General features: G+C 74.0%; 13 protein-coding genes. 5 read left to right on the top strand and 8 right to left on the bottom strand.

Features of this window, described 5'->3' with window-relative positions; genetic code table 11:
* Positions 1-188: 188 nt before the first annotated feature.
* Positions 189-854 carry a TetR/AcrR family transcriptional regulator gene (locus FRAAL_RS16605; RefSeq protein WP_083866819.1) on the top strand — a complete coding sequence of 222 codons (666 nt, stop codon included), beginning with the start codon at positions 189-191 and terminating at the stop codon, positions 852-854.
* Between the two features lie 304 nt (positions 855-1158).
* Here FRAAL_RS16605 and FRAAL_RS16600 read toward each other — a convergent pair whose 3' ends face one another.
* The 4 genes from FRAAL_RS16600 to FRAAL_RS16585 form a co-directional block, all read right to left on the bottom strand.
* Positions 1159-2085 (bottom strand): SDR family oxidoreductase, encoded by a 927-nt coding sequence (locus FRAAL_RS16600; protein ID WP_011604932.1) that lies wholly within the window; start codon positions 2083-2085, stop codon positions 1159-1161.
* Between the two features lie 3 nt (positions 2086-2088).
* Positions 2089-3021 carry an LLM class F420-dependent oxidoreductase gene (locus tag FRAAL_RS16595; RefSeq protein ID WP_011604931.1) on the bottom strand — a complete coding sequence of 311 codons (933 nt, stop codon included), beginning with the start codon at positions 3019-3021 and terminating at the stop codon, positions 2089-2091.
* Positions 3018-3662 carry a pyridoxamine 5'-phosphate oxidase family protein gene (locus FRAAL_RS16590; RefSeq protein ID WP_231861039.1) on the bottom strand — a complete coding sequence of 215 codons (645 nt, stop codon included), beginning with the start codon at positions 3660-3662 and terminating at the stop codon, positions 3018-3020. Before FRAAL_RS16590 ends, FRAAL_RS16595 begins: the two co-directional genes overlap by 4 nt.
* Before the next feature lie 92 nt (positions 3663-3754).
* Positions 3755-4951, bottom strand: coding sequence for a lipase family protein (locus tag FRAAL_RS16585; RefSeq protein ID WP_011604929.1), 1197 nt, complete (start codon positions 4949-4951; stop codon positions 3755-3757).
* Between the two features lie 259 nt (positions 4952-5210).
* On the opposite strand from FRAAL_RS16585, the gene FRAAL_RS16580 reads away from it, so the two are divergent.
* Together FRAAL_RS16580 and FRAAL_RS16575 are read left to right on the top strand one after the other, a co-directional pair.
* Positions 5211-6737, top strand: coding sequence for an amidohydrolase family protein (locus FRAAL_RS16580; protein ID WP_011604928.1), 1527 nt, complete (start codon positions 5211-5213; stop codon positions 6735-6737).
* A gap of 108 nt (positions 6738-6845) precedes the next feature.
* Positions 6846-7433, top strand: coding sequence for an acyl-CoA thioesterase (locus FRAAL_RS16575; RefSeq protein WP_011604927.1), 588 nt, complete (start codon positions 6846-6848; stop codon positions 7431-7433).
* A gap of 193 nt (positions 7434-7626) precedes the next feature.
* Here the strand turns inward: FRAAL_RS16575 and FRAAL_RS35055 are convergent, their stop codons facing one another.
* Together FRAAL_RS35055 and FRAAL_RS16565 are read right to left on the bottom strand one after the other, a co-directional pair.
* Positions 7627-8106, bottom strand: a complete 480-nt coding sequence (locus FRAAL_RS35055) for a DUF2752 domain-containing protein (protein ID WP_011604926.1) — start codon at positions 8104-8106, stop codon at positions 7627-7629.
* Positions 8099-8749 (bottom strand): TM2 domain-containing protein, encoded by a 651-nt coding sequence (locus tag FRAAL_RS16565; RefSeq protein WP_011604925.1) that lies wholly within the window; start codon positions 8747-8749, stop codon positions 8099-8101. The genes FRAAL_RS35055 and FRAAL_RS16565 overlap by 8 nt, the downstream gene beginning before the upstream one ends.
* Before the next feature lie 709 nt (positions 8750-9458).
* Between FRAAL_RS16565 and FRAAL_RS16560 the strand changes: the two genes are divergently transcribed.
* Both FRAAL_RS16560 and FRAAL_RS16555 read left to right on the top strand, forming a co-directional pair.
* Complete coding sequence (locus FRAAL_RS16560) at positions 9459-9977, top strand: hypothetical protein (protein ID WP_011604924.1); 519 nt, start codon at positions 9459-9461, stop codon at positions 9975-9977.
* A gap of 266 nt (positions 9978-10243) precedes the next feature.
* Complete coding sequence (locus FRAAL_RS16555) at positions 10244-12166, top strand: bifunctional aminoglycoside phosphotransferase/ATP-binding protein (RefSeq protein ID WP_231861038.1); 1923 nt, start codon at positions 10244-10246, stop codon at positions 12164-12166.
* 260 nt (positions 12167-12426) lie between these two features.
* Here FRAAL_RS16555 and FRAAL_RS16550 read toward each other — a convergent pair whose 3' ends face one another.
* Positions 12427-13062 carry a response regulator gene (locus FRAAL_RS16550; RefSeq protein WP_011604921.1) on the bottom strand — a complete coding sequence of 212 codons (636 nt, stop codon included), beginning with the start codon at positions 13060-13062 and terminating at the stop codon, positions 12427-12429.
* A 94-nt stretch (positions 13063-13156) separates the two neighbouring features.
* Positions 13157-15793 (bottom strand): DEAD/DEAH box helicase, encoded by a 2637-nt coding sequence (locus FRAAL_RS16545; protein WP_011604920.1) that lies wholly within the window; start codon positions 15791-15793, stop codon positions 13157-13159.
* Between the last annotated feature and the right edge of the window lie 65 nt (positions 15794-15858).

Genomic DNA, 15858 nt, shown 5'->3' with positions numbered 1-15858 from the left:
TGGCGAGGCCAGGGTGACCCGAGGTGGGCGGCGCCGTGAGGACGCGGGGTCGGCGAGGAGGCGGGGTCCGGGAGGACCCGACGGTGCCGGGGCGAGCACGGTGCGGCGCCGGTGAGCGGTAGCGTGCAGGCTCGGGCGTCCCGGCCGGGGATGTCCGGTGCATCCCGGGATGGGCGGAGGACTGAATCATGACGAGCCCCTCGACCACCGCCCACAGTCGTCCGGCAGCATCGGCCCCGGTGGGGGCATCGGCCCCGGTGGCAGCATCGTCCGGGACGGGGGCAGCGTCCGGGGGGCGAAGCCGGACGCGGGGAGACGCCGAGGTCAGCCGCGAGGCGATCATCGCGGCGGCCCGCCGGGCGTTCGCCCGCCAGCCCTACGCCGCCATCACGCTCAAGGCGATCGCGGCGGACGCCGGGGTGAGCGCTCCGCTGGTCCTGAAGTACTTCGGCAGCAAGGAGCAGCTCTTCGCGCGGGTCGCCCGGTTCGGCGACGAGATCGACCGGCTGCTCGACGCGCCGCTGCCCGACCTCGGCCGCCACCTGCTGCACGCCCTGCTCGACGCGCACGAGCAGCGCCGCGACCCGCTCATCCGGGTCGCGTTCGCGCTCCAGCACGGCGAGCACGCGACCCTGCTACGGGACAACTTCCGCGATCAGGTCGTCGCCCGGCTGCGCTCGCGGCTGACCGGCCCGGATGCCGCCCTGCGCGCCGAGCTCGTCCTCGCCCACCTGCTCGGCCTCGGCGTCCTGCGCAAGATCGTGCATACCGAGGCGATCAGCGTCGCCGAACGCGACCGGATCGTCGACCTGTGCGCGCCGGGCCTGCAACGCCTCCTCGACGGCACCGTCTGACGGCCCCCGTCGCCACAGTGATCACCCGGCCGAACACGGCCGGGTCGGTTGCGGTGCGTTCTGTCCGGTCCGGCCCGGCGATGGTGCACAACGCACCGCAGTCCCCGTCCCCACCCACAAGATAATCAACAGTGTTGACGAGCTGGCCTGCCGGTGATCATCTCGGTGGTGCGGTCGGACCCTGTCGTGTCGTCGGCGCCGGCGGGCTGGCTCAGCGCGGGCCGGCGCCGACCGGCCGGCCACCTCGGCGCGGGCGGGATCAGCGGTGGGTGGGCGTCACGCGGGCGACGGGCACGGGGGCGGCTCAGTGGTGGGTGGACGCGTCACGCGGGGGACGGGTGCCGGTCAGGTCGGCGTTCGGGGCGGCGGCGCGGACCAGGTCGGGGATGACCTCGCCGAGCGCGCCCGGGTCCCAGACGCCGTCGAGGTCGACGGCCGGGCCGGCCACCCAGCCCTCCAACACGGTGATGCTGCCGCCGACGACGGCGAACACCCGGCCGGTCACTCCGGCCGACGCCTCGCTGCCCAGCCAGACCACCAGGGGCGCGATGTGCCCGGGGGTCATCCTCGCCGCCTGCGCCTCGGGCAGGTCGCCGGTGAGACCGTCGGTCATCCGGGTCAGCGCGAGCGGAGCGATCGCGTTCACGGTCACGCCGTAGCGGGCGAGTTCCAACGCGGCCGTGATGGTGAACCCGGCGATGGCGGTCTTGGCGGCGCCGTAGTTCGTCTGGCCGATGTTGCCGAACAACCCCGACGGCGAACTGGTGTTGACGACGCGCCCGGCCCGCCCTCGCCCGGCGGAATGCTCGTCGCGCCAGTAGACGCCGGCATGGTGCGTCGGGGCGAAGGTGCCCTTGAGGTGCACCCGCACGACGGTGTCCCACTCCGTCTCGGTCATGTTGACCAGGGTGCGGTCGCGCAGGATCCCGGCGTTGTTCACCAGAACGTCGAGGCCCCCGAACGTCTCGACCGCCTGGGCGACGAGGCGCCCGGCCCCGGCGAAGTCGGCGACGTCGTCGCTGTTCGCCACCGCCTGCCCGCCGGCCGCGCGGATCTCCTCGACGACGGCGGCCGCGGGCCCGTCGTCGCGACCGCGGCCGGTTCGGTCGCAGCCGAGATCGTTGACGACCACCCGGGCACCCTCGGCGGCGAACGCCAGCGCATGCGCCCGCCCGATCCCGTTGCCGCCCCCCGTGACGATCACCACCCGACCCGCGCACAGACCCGACACGGGCTACACCGGGTCCGCGGCGTGGGCGACGATCTCCTCGCCGAAGCGGCGCACGGTGTCCTCGGCCGCGGCGGGGTCGTCGCCGCAGACCGCGATGACGATCCAGTCCGCGCCGAGCTTGGCGTAGGTCGCGACGTCGTCGAGCATGGCCGCCGCGTCCCAGCCCTGGCGGGCGTCGAGCTGCGGCCACATGCCGGTGGCCACCACGTCGACGGCGTCGCGCGGGCGCCCGGCCGCGTCCAGCCGGGCGCGGACGTCGTCGACGACCCGGGTGAACCCGTCGACGCCGGGCACCGCCGCCGTGCGGATCGTGCGGGCCAGGGTGTCGTTCGTGAGCAGCGTGACGACGCCCTGCCCGTAGCGGACGGCCCGCTCCCGCCCCCAGGCGCTGTTGCCGTGCAGCCACAGCGGCGGGTGCGGCTGCTGGACGACCCGCGGCTGGATGTTGGTGCCGCGGGTCTGCAGCAGCGCGCCGCTGTGGGTCAGCCTCGGCTGCTCCCAGCTCGCGCGCAGCACGTCCACCGTCTCGTCGAACGCGGCGAGCCGGCCGTCGAAGTCGACGCCGAGCGCGCCGAACTCCGAGCGCAGGTAGCCCGCGCCGAGGGTCAGCGTCAGGCGCCCGGCGGACAGCGCGTCGAGCGTCGCCACCTGGTGGGCGGTCAGCAGCGGGCTGCGGTAGGGCGCCACCAGCGCCCAGGTGAACAGGCGGATGCGGCTGGTCACCGCCGCGCAGAAGGCCAGCGACACCAGCGGGTCGGCGCTGCCCTCCCCGCCGGAGTCGACCCAGCGCGCCGACGGCGCGGGATGGTCGCTGAACCCCAGCGCGGCGAAACCCGACTCCTCCGCGGCCCGCGCGAAGCCGGTCACCGCGTCCGGGGTGAGGATCCGCGGCGACCAGGCAGGATCGGCCACGGCATGCTGGACGGCGAATCTCATCGGTTCTCCACACTCCGCGTCTCGGCACTCAAGGTCTCGGCCGGGCCAACCCAGGGATCGGGCAGGGGCAGCAGAGGGAGGGGCAACGCCGGCAGACCGTCGATGCTCGTGCCGTTGTACTCCTTGCGTTCGCAGTAGGCGGCGAACTCCTCGTCGGTCCGCCGGCCGAAGTACTCCCGGTGCAGGCTTCGTTCCTCCCGGTACTCCAGGAACGGCACGGCGTAGCCGCAGCTGTCGCTGATCCGCTCGGCCGTCACGACGATGATCGACCGCAGCCCGCTGGGGTCGGCCGCCCGCGGGTCGAACCGGGCGAGCAGCGCGGCGAAGCGCGGGTCGTCACGGAACACCGGCTCGCCGCGCCCGTGCACCCGCACGATGGTCGGGGGTCCGCTGAACGCGCACCACATCAGCGTGATCCGGCCGTTCTCGCGCAGGTGCGCGAGGGTCTCCGCGTGGCTGCCGCCGAAGTCCAGGTAGGCCAGGGTCCGATCGTCGAGGATGGTGAGCGTCCCGGCGCGGCCCTTGGGGGAGAGGTTGACGCTGCCCTGCGCGGACAGGGGCGCCGTCGCGACGAAGAAGACGACCTGTTCCTCGATGAAGCCGCGCAGCCGGCCGTCGAGGCGCCCGTAGGTCTTGCCCATGGATAGGCAGTATCGGCCGCGTACCCGCCCGGCGCCCGCGCTTTCCCCGTCCGTCCCGGGCCGGTGCACCGTCCCGGCTGGGCGGCAGGCGGTCAGCGGCGTGGGCGGGGCCGGCCGTCGGGGCCGGCGCTGAGCTCGTCGTCGCCGAACTCGCAGACGTCGGCGGCGGCCAACGCGTCGACGTAGTAGTGCGGGAAATGGTCGCTGATCGTGTACGGGAACAGCCGACCCAGCGGCCGGACCTGGCCGAGCGGGAACGCGGCCAGCGCCCCGGCGAACCCGAGCGCGCTGAGCATCTGGCCCGCCGGGCGGCCGGTGGTGTCGGTCCACCTGCCGCCGCCGTAGCGCCATTCCCGGCCGATGTGCCGGTAGCGGCCGACGGTGGCCGGCGGCAGGTGGGGGACCGGATCCTGGCGGTAGACGAAGCGGGCGATCGGCGCCGGGTCGACCACTGCCGCGTACGCGGCCGCGGTCCCGTCGCCGCCGATCATCGGCTGGCCGAAGGTGTAGACGGCACGCAACGCCCGGCGCAGCTCCGCGTACACCGGATCGGTCATGATCCGCAGCCCGAGGATGACGGCCATGGCCCCGCCGAGGCTGTGCCCGGTCAGGTACAGCGCCGGCGGCCGCGCCGACGCCCCCCGCCGTCTCCCGGCGCCGCCGACGCGGGTCGTGCCGCCGGCGCCGGCGCGGGGACTGGCGGCGACCTCGCCGTCGGTGTCGTAGATCGACCGGCCGGCCATCGCCCGCCGCAGGGTGCGCAACACCTCGAACGCGGTGGCGCGCACGTTGCGGTGGAACCCGGCGTGCAGGTCGTCGACGGCCGTGCCCGCCAGCCGGACGCGGGTGCGCTCGCGGGAGTGGACGTCCAGGTCGGTGCCCCAGTTGAGGAGGTCCGATGGTTCGGTGCCGCGGTAGGCGACGATGACGACCCGGGTGTCGGCGCTCTGCACGACGAACGCCGTCGAGCGGATCAGCATCGCGTCGACCTGCTCGGTGATGATCCGGCACCGGCAGCCGGGCAGGCCCAGCCGGGTCATGGCCGCCGAGACCGCGTTGACTCCCCGCGGCAGGTCCGGGTCGAGCAGCGTGGAGGCGGTCTCGGCGTAGGCGTAGCCGGCGCAGGCCGCGAGGACATGGCTGGTCGGGTCGTCCGGATGCAGGTGGGACTCGTCGAGGGCGGCGAGGTGGTCAACCAGGTCGCGGTAGACCGGGAAGTGGGCGTCCAGCGGCGGCCGGTAGGCGCGCAGGTCGTCGAGGTCGAGGACCTGCGCGTTGCTCACCTGCACCGCGGCCTCCCCACGGTCGGTCGCGCCCGGCGACGCCCGGCCCGGATCGGCGGCCGGCCTGGCTCGCGACGTTGAAACGGATCGACGTCGAACGGATCGACGTCGAACGGATCGACATGTGCTGATCGACGATGCGCTGATCGACGTTGGTACGGATCGAGCGGGTACAGAGCGATGCCGGAGAGTAGCTCACCGTGCCCGTCGTCGTCCCGGTCCGCGGCCCGCCGCGCCGGTGGCCGGTGGCCGTAGGGTGGCGGGGGTGGGCCGCTCCGCGCAGGAACCGCAGCGTCGGACGTTGCTCGTGCGCCGGGCGGAGCTGACCGCGCTGACCGCACAGACCGCGCTGAGCGGGGCGTTGCCGCCCGCGCGGGTCGCGGACGTGCGGATTCTCGGCGCACGGATCGCCGAGGTCAGCGCCGAGCCGTTGCGCCCCCGGGCGGGGGAGCACGTGCTCGACGCCGCCGGTGGCGCGCTGCTGCCGGGCCTGCACGACCATCATGTGCACCTGCTGTCGCTGGCGGCGTCGGCGTCGTCGGTGCGGGCGGGGCCGCCCGAGGTCGTCGACGCCGCCGGGCTGCGTGCGGCGCTGCGCGCGGCGCCGGGCACCGGTCCGCAGCGGTGGGTACGGGCGGTCGGCTACCACCCGTCGGTGGCCGGCGACCTCGACCGGCACCTCCTCGACGCGCTGCTGCCCGACCGGCCGGTGCGGGTGCAGCACCGCGGCGGGGCCCTGTGGGTGTTCAACTCGCCGGCGCTGCGCCTGGCCGGCATCGACGGTGCCGATCTGCCGGGCGTCGAACGGGACGCCTCCGGGGCGCCCACCGGGCGGCTGTGGCGGATGGACGGCTGGCTGCGCCGCCACGCCGCCGCGCTGCCCCCGGTGGCCGTGGACCTCGCCGCCGTGGGCCGCGCCGCCGTCGCCGCGGGGATCACCGGGTTCACCGACGCGACCCCCGGCCGCACCCCCGAGCACCACCGGACGCTCGCCGCGGCCGCCGCGACCGGCGAGCTGCCGCAGCGGCTGACCCTCATGCGCCCCGAACCGCAGCCCACCGTCATGCGCCCCGAACCGCAGCCCACCGTCGCTGCGGACGCCCCGGCCGAAGGCGGCCGTGTCGTCGGCGGGCCGGTGAAGGTGATCCTCGACGACGACACGCTGCCCGATCTCGACACCCTCGCCGCCCGGTTCGCCGCCGCGCACCGTGCCGGCCACCCGGTGGCCGTGCACTGCGTGACCCGGGTCCAGACGGTGCTCACCCTCGCCGCGCTCGACCTCGCCGGCCCGCGCCGCGGCGACCGCCTCGAACACGGCGCCGTCCTGCCCGGCGAGCTGTACGGGCAGGTGCGCCGCGCCGGGCTCGTCGTGGTCACCCAGCCCAACTTCGTCGCCGAGCGGGGCGACCGTTACCTCGTCGACGTCACCGACGAGGATCCGGCGTCGCTGTACCCGGCCGCCTCCCTCGTGCGCGCCGGCATCGGCCTCGCCGCCGGTACCGACGCCCCGTTCGGTCATCCCGACCCGTGGCGGGCCGTCGCCGCCGCGATGACCCGGCGCACCGCCGCCGGGATCGTCCTGGGCGCCGACGAACGCCTCGACGCCCCCGCGGCCCTGGCGCTGTTCCTCGGCGACCCCGCGGACCCGTCCCGCCCGCGCCGGGTGCGCCCCGGTGCGCGCGCCGATCTCTGCCTGCTGCGCCGGCCCCTGCGCGCGGCCCTGCGTGACCCGTCCGCCGGCCAGGTCCGTCTGACGATCATCGACGGCGTCCCGGTGCACGACGCGGGCTAGGACCGCCGGGCGCAGGTCAGACGGGATGAGTCCGCCGCTGGGAGCCTGCCGATGAGAGATTGCTTGCACCGCGGCCCCGTCGACGCCGCGGATGTGCACAGTGGCGAGATGGACCCCAGACGCGATCCCGAGCGGCTCAGCCTCGCCAGCTACCCGCTCAGTCACCCCGTCCAGGCGCGGTTCAGTGACCTCGACGGCAACGGTCACCTGAACAACGTCGCGCTGGCCTCCTTCTACGAGGACGCCCGCATCACGCTCGACTGGCGGATCTTCACCGGCGGCAGGCCGGTGCCGTTCGACAACTTCACCTTCGTCGTCGCCAACATCTCCATCCACTACCTGGCCGAGGCGCGCTATCCCGCGACGTACGTCGTCGGCTGCGGGGTCGGCCGGATCGGCACGACGTCGTTCGTGCACAGCGCCGGCCTGTTCCGCGACGGCGTCTGCCTCGGCCTGTGCGACAGCATCCTGGTCCACCTCGTCGAGGGCCGCCCGACGGTCATCCCGCCCGACCGTCGCGCGCAGATGGAGGCGCTGGCCTTCCCGGTACGCGCGGGGGCTGACGCGCCGGCCGAGGCCGAGGCCGGGATCGAGGCCGCCGCGGGCACCGCGGTCGACGCCGGAGCCGTCGGGATCCCGGATCAGCCGGCGCAGGCCGGTTCCGGCCTGGTCGGCTCCGAGCCCGACCGTCGCTAGGGTGCGCAGCCACTTCTGATCCGTGCGCGGTTCCGCGGAACCACGCCGCGCCGCCGGACGCGACCCCGACCCCCCTCTGACGACCGAACCGTCATGCCGACGTCAAGATAATCAACGGTGTTGACGGTGCGGGGCGCCAAGATGATCATCCAAATCGGGGTCCGTCATCGGCCGACAGACGGGCGGACGGCGCTCAGCCGTGCGAGCCGGGGGTGAGCGGCCAGCCGGGCAGGTTGCGCACGACCATCCAGACCAGCGCCGCGCCGCCGAGCCCGTAGGCCAGCGGCGCGGGCAGGGGGGCGTACCGGTCGTCGCGCACCGCCCGGGCCTGGCGAGCCAGCAGGCCGGCGAGCAGCGGGGCGCAGGCCAGCACGAACACGTTGTCGTGGCCGGCCGCCGCCCACCGTCCATGCAGCACGTCGTAGGTGGCGCGCAGGGTTCCGCAGGCCGGGCAGTCCAGGCCCGTCGCACGGTGGATGGGGCAGCCGGGCATCACCGTCGACGGGTCGTGCGGATCATGGCCTGCCAGGTACGTCAGGCCGGCCACGGCCGCCGCGACGACCCCCCAGACCGCGGCGCGGCGCCGGCCCGGCCCGGTTGCCGCCGGCGGCGACTCGGGTCGGGCCTCGGCGTCGGCGTCGGCGGGGTCCGTGGCCGGAGGCGGCTCAGTCACGCAACGGCCGGCCGTGTCGGTCGCGGACGTTGCCCGTCAGCATCATCACGCCGTCGATCAACGCCCAGACGCCCAGCCCGCCGCAGGTGAACAGCTGCGCCAGCGCGATGCCGGTGTTGCCGAGGTACCAGCGGCCGGCACCGACGCCGCCGAGCAGGATCTGCAGCAGCCCGGCGGTGAGTTTCTGCTTGTCCGAGTAGGCCTCCCCGGTCAGCGGATGCCGGCCGAAGGGGGCGGACGGGTCGTAGGGCGCCGCGCCGCCGTACCCGGGGGGCGGTCCGTAGCCGGGGGGCGGACCGTAGCCCATCTGCCCGGGATAACCGGGCTGGCCCGGCTGTCCCTGGTAACCGGGCTGTCCCTCGTAGCCGGGCTGTCCCTGGTAACCGGCAGGCCCCTGATAGCCGGGCTGGTTCTGGTAGCCGGGCTGTCCCTCGTAGCCGGGCTGCCCCTGGTAGCCGGGAGGCGGGCTCGGATAGCCGTCCTGGCCCGGGTAGCCCTGCTGATGCGGATAGCCCTGCTGGTAGCCGGGTGGCGGCTGCTCGGGGTATCCGGGCTGGCCCTGGGCGGCGGGCTTCTGGTCGGGGTGCTCAGGCTGCCCCTGGTAGCCGTGCGGCTGGTCCTGCGGTTGCCATGGCGAGGTCATCGGTGCTCCCAGGGTGTGCGGGTCCGGCTCTCCGGCCGGGCGCCGCGCCCGGCCCGTCCGAGGCGGGCCGCGGACCTGGTCGGCGGCTCGCCCGCAGGCGCGCCGGCGCGGTGATTGCGGCGATGCTACCGAGGTCGCCCCGGCGCGTGACCACCGTTTGCCCCCCGTCCGCTGTCCGGTGCACGACCTGCGACTGTCGGGGGCGTGACCTGCGGCCCGCCGTCGGTCGCCGGGCTGGTTGCCCGCGCGCGGCGCTCGGCAGGGATGCCCGCCCGGTCGAGATGGTCTGTGGGTCCTTCGTGGTCTCCAGATGGCCCGTCCGTGGTGGAACCGTCGGGTTGTCCTGTCGCCGGCGATGCGTCCCCGCTGGGTCACCGTCGGTTTTCGTGGTACTGCTTCGATCGGCTGACCTGCGGTTCTCTTTGTCGTTCAGAGGTCAACCCCGTCGACTCGTGACCTGTTTGTCGTCCCGTTTCGGATTTCCGGGAGCGGCTGACCTGCGCGGCCCTGGTCGGACGGGCCAACAATCTACGATCCCGGGGACAAGCGGCTCGGTTTCCGTTACACGATCCCCGGTTGTCTTCTACAGTTCAGCGCGGGTTCTCAAAGCCGTCGGCGTCGCTGGCGCGGCCCGGCGACGCAGGCGTGCCCCGCCGGCCCGCGCAACCGATCGGCGGGGGCTCGGACCGGAAGGCTGAGGTGGCTGGCGATGCGACACGAGCACGGCGACGACGGCGCCGGCGGGCGAGCCGGCGGGCGAGCCGGCGCCGAGTTCGACCTGGCGGCGATGGAGATTCTGGAGCCGCTGGCCGAGAAGTACGGCCTTTTCCTCGCCAAACGGACCTGTTGGCACGTACAGTTCCGGGGCGGCCGACGAATGTTCGACGTCGCCTGCGATCCGTGGACGTCCTGGGCGCTCGGCGCCAGGATCGGGATGTGGTCGGCCGATTCCCCGCCGGCAGTCCACGGCCTGCTGGCACCCCGGCCACGCGCGCTCAGCGTCCAGGACATTCTGCACGCGGTTCACGGAATGCGGGAGAATACCTGGCCGTGGATCGCGGCGACCCCGGCCGAGCTGCGCACGATCCTGCTGACCCTCGCCGGACTCGTCGACCGGTACTGCGGGGAGCTGTTAGTCGACGACGACGCCTTCGCCCGGGCCGAGGCCGCGGTCGACCGGGCGAGCGCCGAGCGGGTGGCGTTCCTGCGCCAGTTCGAGGACCGCTGAGGGTCGCCCCGCCTGCCGGCCGAGGGGCCCCCAGACTCGGCCGGTGTGGCCGGGCGTGCAGGGCACGGCCCTGATCCGGGACGGATGTCCACCGAGGGTGGTCCGAACGTCCCCCGGGTAGGCAACCTCTGGCGGTCGTGAGATCGCCTACGGACGGCGAGCATGACGAAGGAGAACCATCGAACGCCTGTGTTCGACTGTTCGACGGTGGAACGGGGCGTCGACCGTCAGGATCGTGAGACTTTCACGCAACTCCGGGAGAGGCCATGACCGTCCAGTATGTGCGGGATGCCCTGCCCGGCGCAGGGGCCGGCGACAGTCGCGACGCCGCCAGCCCGTCGCCGACCGGCACGTCGTCGGCCGGTAGCTCACCGCCCGGCAGCTCGCCGCCGGGCGCCTCCTCGGCCGACACCTCCCCAGCCGGCATCTCCTCAGCCGGTATCGAGTCAGCCGGTATCGAGTCAGCCGGTATCGAGTCAGCCGGTATCGAGTCAGCCGGTATCGCGTCAGCCGGCATCGCCGCGCCGGGCGCCTCCCCGGCCGGCGCCCCATCGGCCGCGACCAGGCCGGGCGACACCAGGCCGGGCGGCGAGACGGCGCCGACCTGGCCGGGGCCCTCCGCCGGCGCGTCCGTGCCCCCCCGACTACCGGCCCCGTCACTGGCCGAACTCGCCGCCACCGAGACCCGCGAGACGCACAGCGCCGTGCTGTATCTGACCGCCGACCGGGTCTACAAGCGCAAGAAGCCCGTCAACCTGGGATTCCTCGACTTCACCGACCGGCGGACCCGGGAGGCGGTGTGCCTGGCGGAGGTGGCGCTCAACCGCCGCCTCGCCCCCGACGTCTACCTCGGCGTCGCCGACCTGCGCGACGACTCCGGCGAGGTGATCGACCATCTCGTCGTCATGCGGCGGATGCCGACCAGCCGTCGGCTGTCGACCCTGGTGCGCCGCGGCCACCTGCTCGGCCCGGCGCTGCGTTCGGTCGCCCGGGCGCTGGCGGTGTTCCACCAGCGGTGCGAGACGTCCCCGCTGATCGCCACCGCGGGGGAACAGGCCACCCTGGAGGACCTGTGGCGCGAGGGGATGGCTGGCATCGCCGCCTACCGCGGCACCCAGCTCGACGCCGCGGTCGTCGACGACATCGGCCGCCTGGCGCTGCGCTACCTCGCCGGCCGCGCCGAGCTGCTCGCCGAACGCACCCGGGCCGGCTGGATCCGCGACGGCCACGGCGATCTGCTCGCCGACGACATCTTCTGCCTCGACGACGGCCCCCGCATCCTCGACTGCATCGAGTTCGACCCGCGGCTGCGCTTCGGCGACGTCCTCGGCGACGTCGCCTTCCTCGCCATGGACCTGGAGCGGCTCGGCGCCCCCGAGGAGGCCGCCGAGTTCCTGGAGGCCTACCGCGAGTTCAGCGGCGAGGTGCATCCCCGGTCCCTGCAGCACTTCTACGTGGCCTACCGGGCGTTCGTGCGGGCGAAGGTGGCCTGCATCCGCGGCGGCCAGGGGGATCCCGACGCCGCGGAGAACGCCCGCCGGCTGCTCGCCGTCGCCCACCGCCACCTGCGGGCCGGGCGCGTCCGCCTGGTCGTCGTCGGCGGGCTGCCCGGCACCGGCAAGACGACACTGGCCAGTCGGCTGGCCGAGGTCGGCGACGGCTGGGTGCTGCTGCGCTCGGACATCATCCGCCAGGAGCTCGTGGGCGAGCCGCCCGCCGAAGCCCCGCACCAGCAGCCCGCCGCCGACACGGCGCCGCCGGCCGCCGATGCCGGTGCCGACGCCGATGCCGGGGGGTTCGACGCCCAGTTCGGCGTCGGCCGCTACGCCCCGGAGATCACCGACGCGACCTACGCCGAGATGCTGCGCCGGGCCCGCGCGGCGCTGTGCCGGGGGGAGAGCGTGGTCCTCGATGCCTCCTGGTCGAGCGCGCGCCACCGCGACGCCGCCGCGGCGGTCGCCGCCGACGTCTGCGCGGACCTGGTGGAGCTGCACTGCGTGACCGCGCCCGAGGTCGCCGCGGCCCGCATCGCCCGGCGCATGGCCGCCGGCCCCGACCCGTCCGAGGCCACGGTGGCCATCCACCGGGCGATGGCCGCGCGCGCCGACCCGTGGCCGCGCGCCGCGGTGATCCGCACCGCCGTCACCGTCGCCGAGGCGTTGCAGGCCGTCCAGAGCCACCTCGACTGACCGGCCGCCCCGCTCGGCACGGCGCCCCGCACGGCACGGCCCCCTGCCCGGCAGACCCCCTGCGCGGCCCGTGGGCGCGACGACCAGCGACCGACGACCAGCGACCGACGCGCCGCGGCGCGTGGGTCGTCGTCGACGTGGGGGATGGGGCCGGAGTGGGGCCGTGGGGCGCGCTGGCCGGGACTGGGCCGCGCCGGGATGGGCCGCACCGGCCTGGGCCACCCGGCCCGGTAGCGCCCGGCCCGGCGTCGGGCCGGGCGCTACTTGTCGATGCGGGTCGCGTAGACGGCGGCCTGGGTGCGGCTGGACAGCTCCAGCTTCTCCAGGATCGCCGAGACGTAGTTCTTGACCGTCTTCTCCGACAGGTGGATCCGCCCGGCGATCTGACGGTTGGTCAGACCCTCGGCGATGAGCACGAGGATCTGGCGCTCCCGCTCGCCCAGCGCCGCGAGCTTGCGGTCCTCCGCCGGGCCCTCCCGCAGCCGGGTCAGCACCCGCTGGGTGACCGCCGGGTCGAGCAGGGAGCGGCCGGCGGCGATCGTGCGGATCGCGCCGACCAGATCCGTGCCCTTGATCTGCTTGAGCAGATAGCCGGCGGCGCCGGCCATGATCGCCGCGAACAGCGCGTCGTCGTCGTCGTAGGAGGTGAGGATCAGACAACCGATCTCGGGATGCGCCGAGCGCAGGTCACGGCAGACGTCGATGCCGTTGCCGTCCTCCAGTCGCGCGTCGAGCACCGCCACGTTCGGTCTGGTGGCGGGGATCCGGCGCAGCGCCTCGGCCGCGGTGGACGCCTCGCCGACGACGTCGACGTCACCGGTCTCCGAGAGCATCTCCCGAATTCCCCGGCGGACGATCTCGTGGTCATCCAGGAGGAAGACCCGTACGGTACTCACACGGTGACGATACCGCCCAGGTTGCGCACCCCGGCCCGGATCGCGGGGTGACTCCGGTCGAAAGGGGCCCGACGGTGTGCCCGCCGCCGCCGCGTCAGAGCCGGTCGACGGCGGTCACCCGCACCATCGCCACCCCGGCCTCGTCGGAGGCGGCGAGGTCGATCTCCGCGCTGATGCCCCAGTCGTGATCCCCGGCCGGATCGTCGAAGATCTGCCGCGCCGTCCACATCCCGGGCCGCTCGTCGAGCAGCAGCAGCCCCGGCCCGCGCGCGTCCGGGCCGGTGCCGATCTCGTCGTGCTCGGCGTAGTAGCCGGCCAGCGCCTGCTCCCAACCCGCCGCGTCGAACACCGGACCGTCCCCCCCGGCCGATCCCACCCCCAGACCGACGCCGGCCCCCAGGCCGACGCCGGCTCCCAGACCGACGCCGGCCCCCGGGCCGTCGAGCTCGCCGAGCAGGTCGTAGCGGCGCAGCGCGGCCAGCTCCACCCGGCGGAACAACGCGTTGCGGACCAGCACCCGAAACGCCCGGACATTGCCCGTCACCGCCGGCGGCCGTTCGTCGACCGCCCCCAGGCCCGCCCCGGCGGCCGCGTCGGGATCGGGATTGCTCAGCCGCTCCCACTCGTCGAGCAGGCTCGAGTCGGTCTGGCGCACCAGCTCCCCGAGCCACTCGGTGAGGTCGACGATCTCGTCCGTGCGCGCGTCCTCCGGCACCGTCTGGCGCAACGCCTTGTAGGCGTCGGCGAAGTAGCGCAGCAACAGCCCCTCGGAGCGGGCCAACCCGTAGAACGCCACGTACTCGGCGAACGTCATCGCCCGCTCGAACAGCTCCCGGGCCACCGACTTCGGCGCCAGCTCGTAGTCGTCGACCCACGGATGACCCCGCCGGTACGTCGCGAACGCCGCGCCGAGCAGCTCACCGAGCGGCTGCGGGTAGGTCACCTCCTCCAGCAGCTCCATCCGCCGGTCGTACTCGATGCCCTCGGCCTTCATCGCCGCCACCGCCTCGCCGCGCGCCTTGCTCAGCTGCGCGTGCAGCACCTGGCGGGGGTTGTCCAACGTCGCCTCCAGCACCGACAGCACGTCGAGGGCGTACGTCGGCGACGCCGGGTCGAGCAGTTCCAACGCGGCCAGCGCGAACGGCGACAGCGGCTGGTTGAGCGCGAAGTCGAGCTGCAGATCCCCGGTCACCCGCACGGTGCGGCCCAGCTCGTCGGGGGAGTCCAGCCTCTCCACCACGCCGGCGGCCAGCAGCGCCCGGTAGATCGCGATCGCCCGGTGGATCAGCCGGCGCTGCGTCGCGGAGTCCGAATGGTTGTCGGTGAGCAGGTGACGCATCGACGCGAACGCGTCCCCGGGCCGGTTGACGACGTTGAGCAGCATCGCGTGTGTCACCGTGAACTGCGACGTCAACGGTTCCGGCTCGGCGGCGACGAGGCGCTCGAACGTCGGCTCCCCGTAGCCGACGGTGCCCTCCGGCGGCTTCTTGCGCACCACCTTGCGCCGCTTCTTCGGATCGTCGCCGGCCTTCGCCAACGCCCGCATGTTCTCCACCACATGATCCGGGGCCTGCACGACGACGTTGCCCACCGAGTCGTAGCCGGCCCGCCCCGCCCGCCCGGCGATCTGGTGGAACTCCCGCGCCGAGAGCAGCCGCACCCGCGTCCCGTCGTACTTCGACAGCGACGTGAACACCACCGTGCGGATCGGAACGTTGATCCCCACCCCGAGCGTGTCCGTCCCGCAGATCACCTTGAGCAGCCCCGCCTGCGCGAGCTGCTCGACGAGACGGCGGTACTTCGGCAGCATCCCCGCGTGGTGCACCCCGATGCCGTGTCGCACCAGCCGGGACAGCACCTTGCCGAACCCCGCGGCGAACCGGAACCTTCCGATCATCGCCGCGATCTGCTCCTTCTCCGCCCGCGACGACACGTTCACGCTCATCAGCGCCTGCGCCCGCTCCAACGCCTGCGCCTGGGTGAAGTGCACGACGTACACCGGAGCCTGATGGGTCTCCAGCAGCTCCCCGATCGTCTCGTGCAGCGGCGTCGTGACGAACCGGTAGAACAGCGGCACCGGCCGCTGCGCCGAGCGGACCACCGCCGTGGGCCGCCCGGTGCGCCGCGTCAGGTCCGCCTCGAACATCGACACGTCGCCGAGCGTCGCCGACATCAGCACGAACTGGGTGCGCGGCAGCTCCAGCAGCGGCACCTGCCACGCCCACCCCCGCTCCGGATCGGCGTAGTAGTGGAACTCGTCCATGACGACCTGACCGACGTCGGCGTCCACCCCGTCGCGCAGCGCGATGTTCGCCAGCACCTCCGCCGTGCAGCAGACGATCGGCGCCGTGTCGTTGACGGAGGCGTCACCGGTCATCATCCCGACGTTCGCCGCCCCGAACATCGCGCACAGCGCGAAGAACTTCTCCGACACCAGCGCCTTGATCGGCGCGGTGTAGAACGTGCGGCGCCCCGCGGCCAGCGCCGCGAAGTGCGCCCCGGCCGCCACCAGACTCTTCCCCGACCCCGTCGGCGTCGCCAGGATGACGTTCGACCCCGAAACGATCTCGATGAGCGCCTCGGACTGGGCGGGATAGAGCTCCAGGCCCTGCTCGGCGACCCAGGCGGTGAAGGCGTCGTAGAGGGTGTCCGGGTCCGGCTCGCCGGGTACATCGACGGCGGCGCCGGCGACCGGAGGTGAGGACGCGGGAAGGTGGTCGGTGAGTGTCATGGTCCCCCGATCGTGCCTGACGCGCGCCGCCGCCGACCGGCGGGCACGCCCCCGTCTACTGTTGA

Origin of the sequence: Frankia alni ACN14a, assembly GCF_000058485.1 — a bacterium.
Lineage (GTDB): Bacteria > Actinomycetota > Actinomycetes > Frankiales > Frankiaceae > Frankia > Frankia alni.
Note: the sequence above shows the minus strand (reverse complement) of the source record. Positions and strands in the feature narration are given on the sequence as shown.

Bases quoted from the DNA above. Each gene is read 5' to 3' on its own strand.
- FRAAL_RS16605 (WP_083866819.1), top strand. From the start codon at position 189: ATGACGAGCCCCTCGACCACCGCCCACAGTCGTCCGGCAGCATCGGCC.
- FRAAL_RS16595 (WP_011604931.1), bottom strand. From the start codon at position 3,021: ATGAGATTCGCCGTCCAGCATGCCGTGGCCGATCCTGCCTGGTCGCCG.
- FRAAL_RS16590 (WP_231861039.1), bottom strand. From the start codon at position 3,662: ATGGGCAAGACCTACGGGCGCCTCGACGGCCGGCTGCGCGGCTTCATC.
- FRAAL_RS16575 (WP_011604927.1), top strand. From the start codon at position 6,846: ATGGACCCCAGACGCGATCCCGAGCGGCTCAGCCTCGCCAGCTACCCG.
- FRAAL_RS16565 (WP_011604925.1), bottom strand. From the start codon at position 8,749: ATGACCTCGCCATGGCAACCGCAGGACCAGCCGCACGGCTACCAGGGG.
- FRAAL_RS16560 (WP_011604924.1), top strand. From the start codon at position 9,459: ATGCGACACGAGCACGGCGACGACGGCGCCGGCGGGCGAGCCGGCGGG.
- FRAAL_RS16555 (WP_231861038.1), top strand. From the start codon at position 10,244: ATGACCGTCCAGTATGTGCGGGATGCCCTGCCCGGCGCAGGGGCCGGC.
- FRAAL_RS16545 (WP_011604920.1), bottom strand. From the start codon at position 15,793: ATGACACTCACCGACCACCTTCCCGCGTCCTCACCTCCGGTCGCCGGC.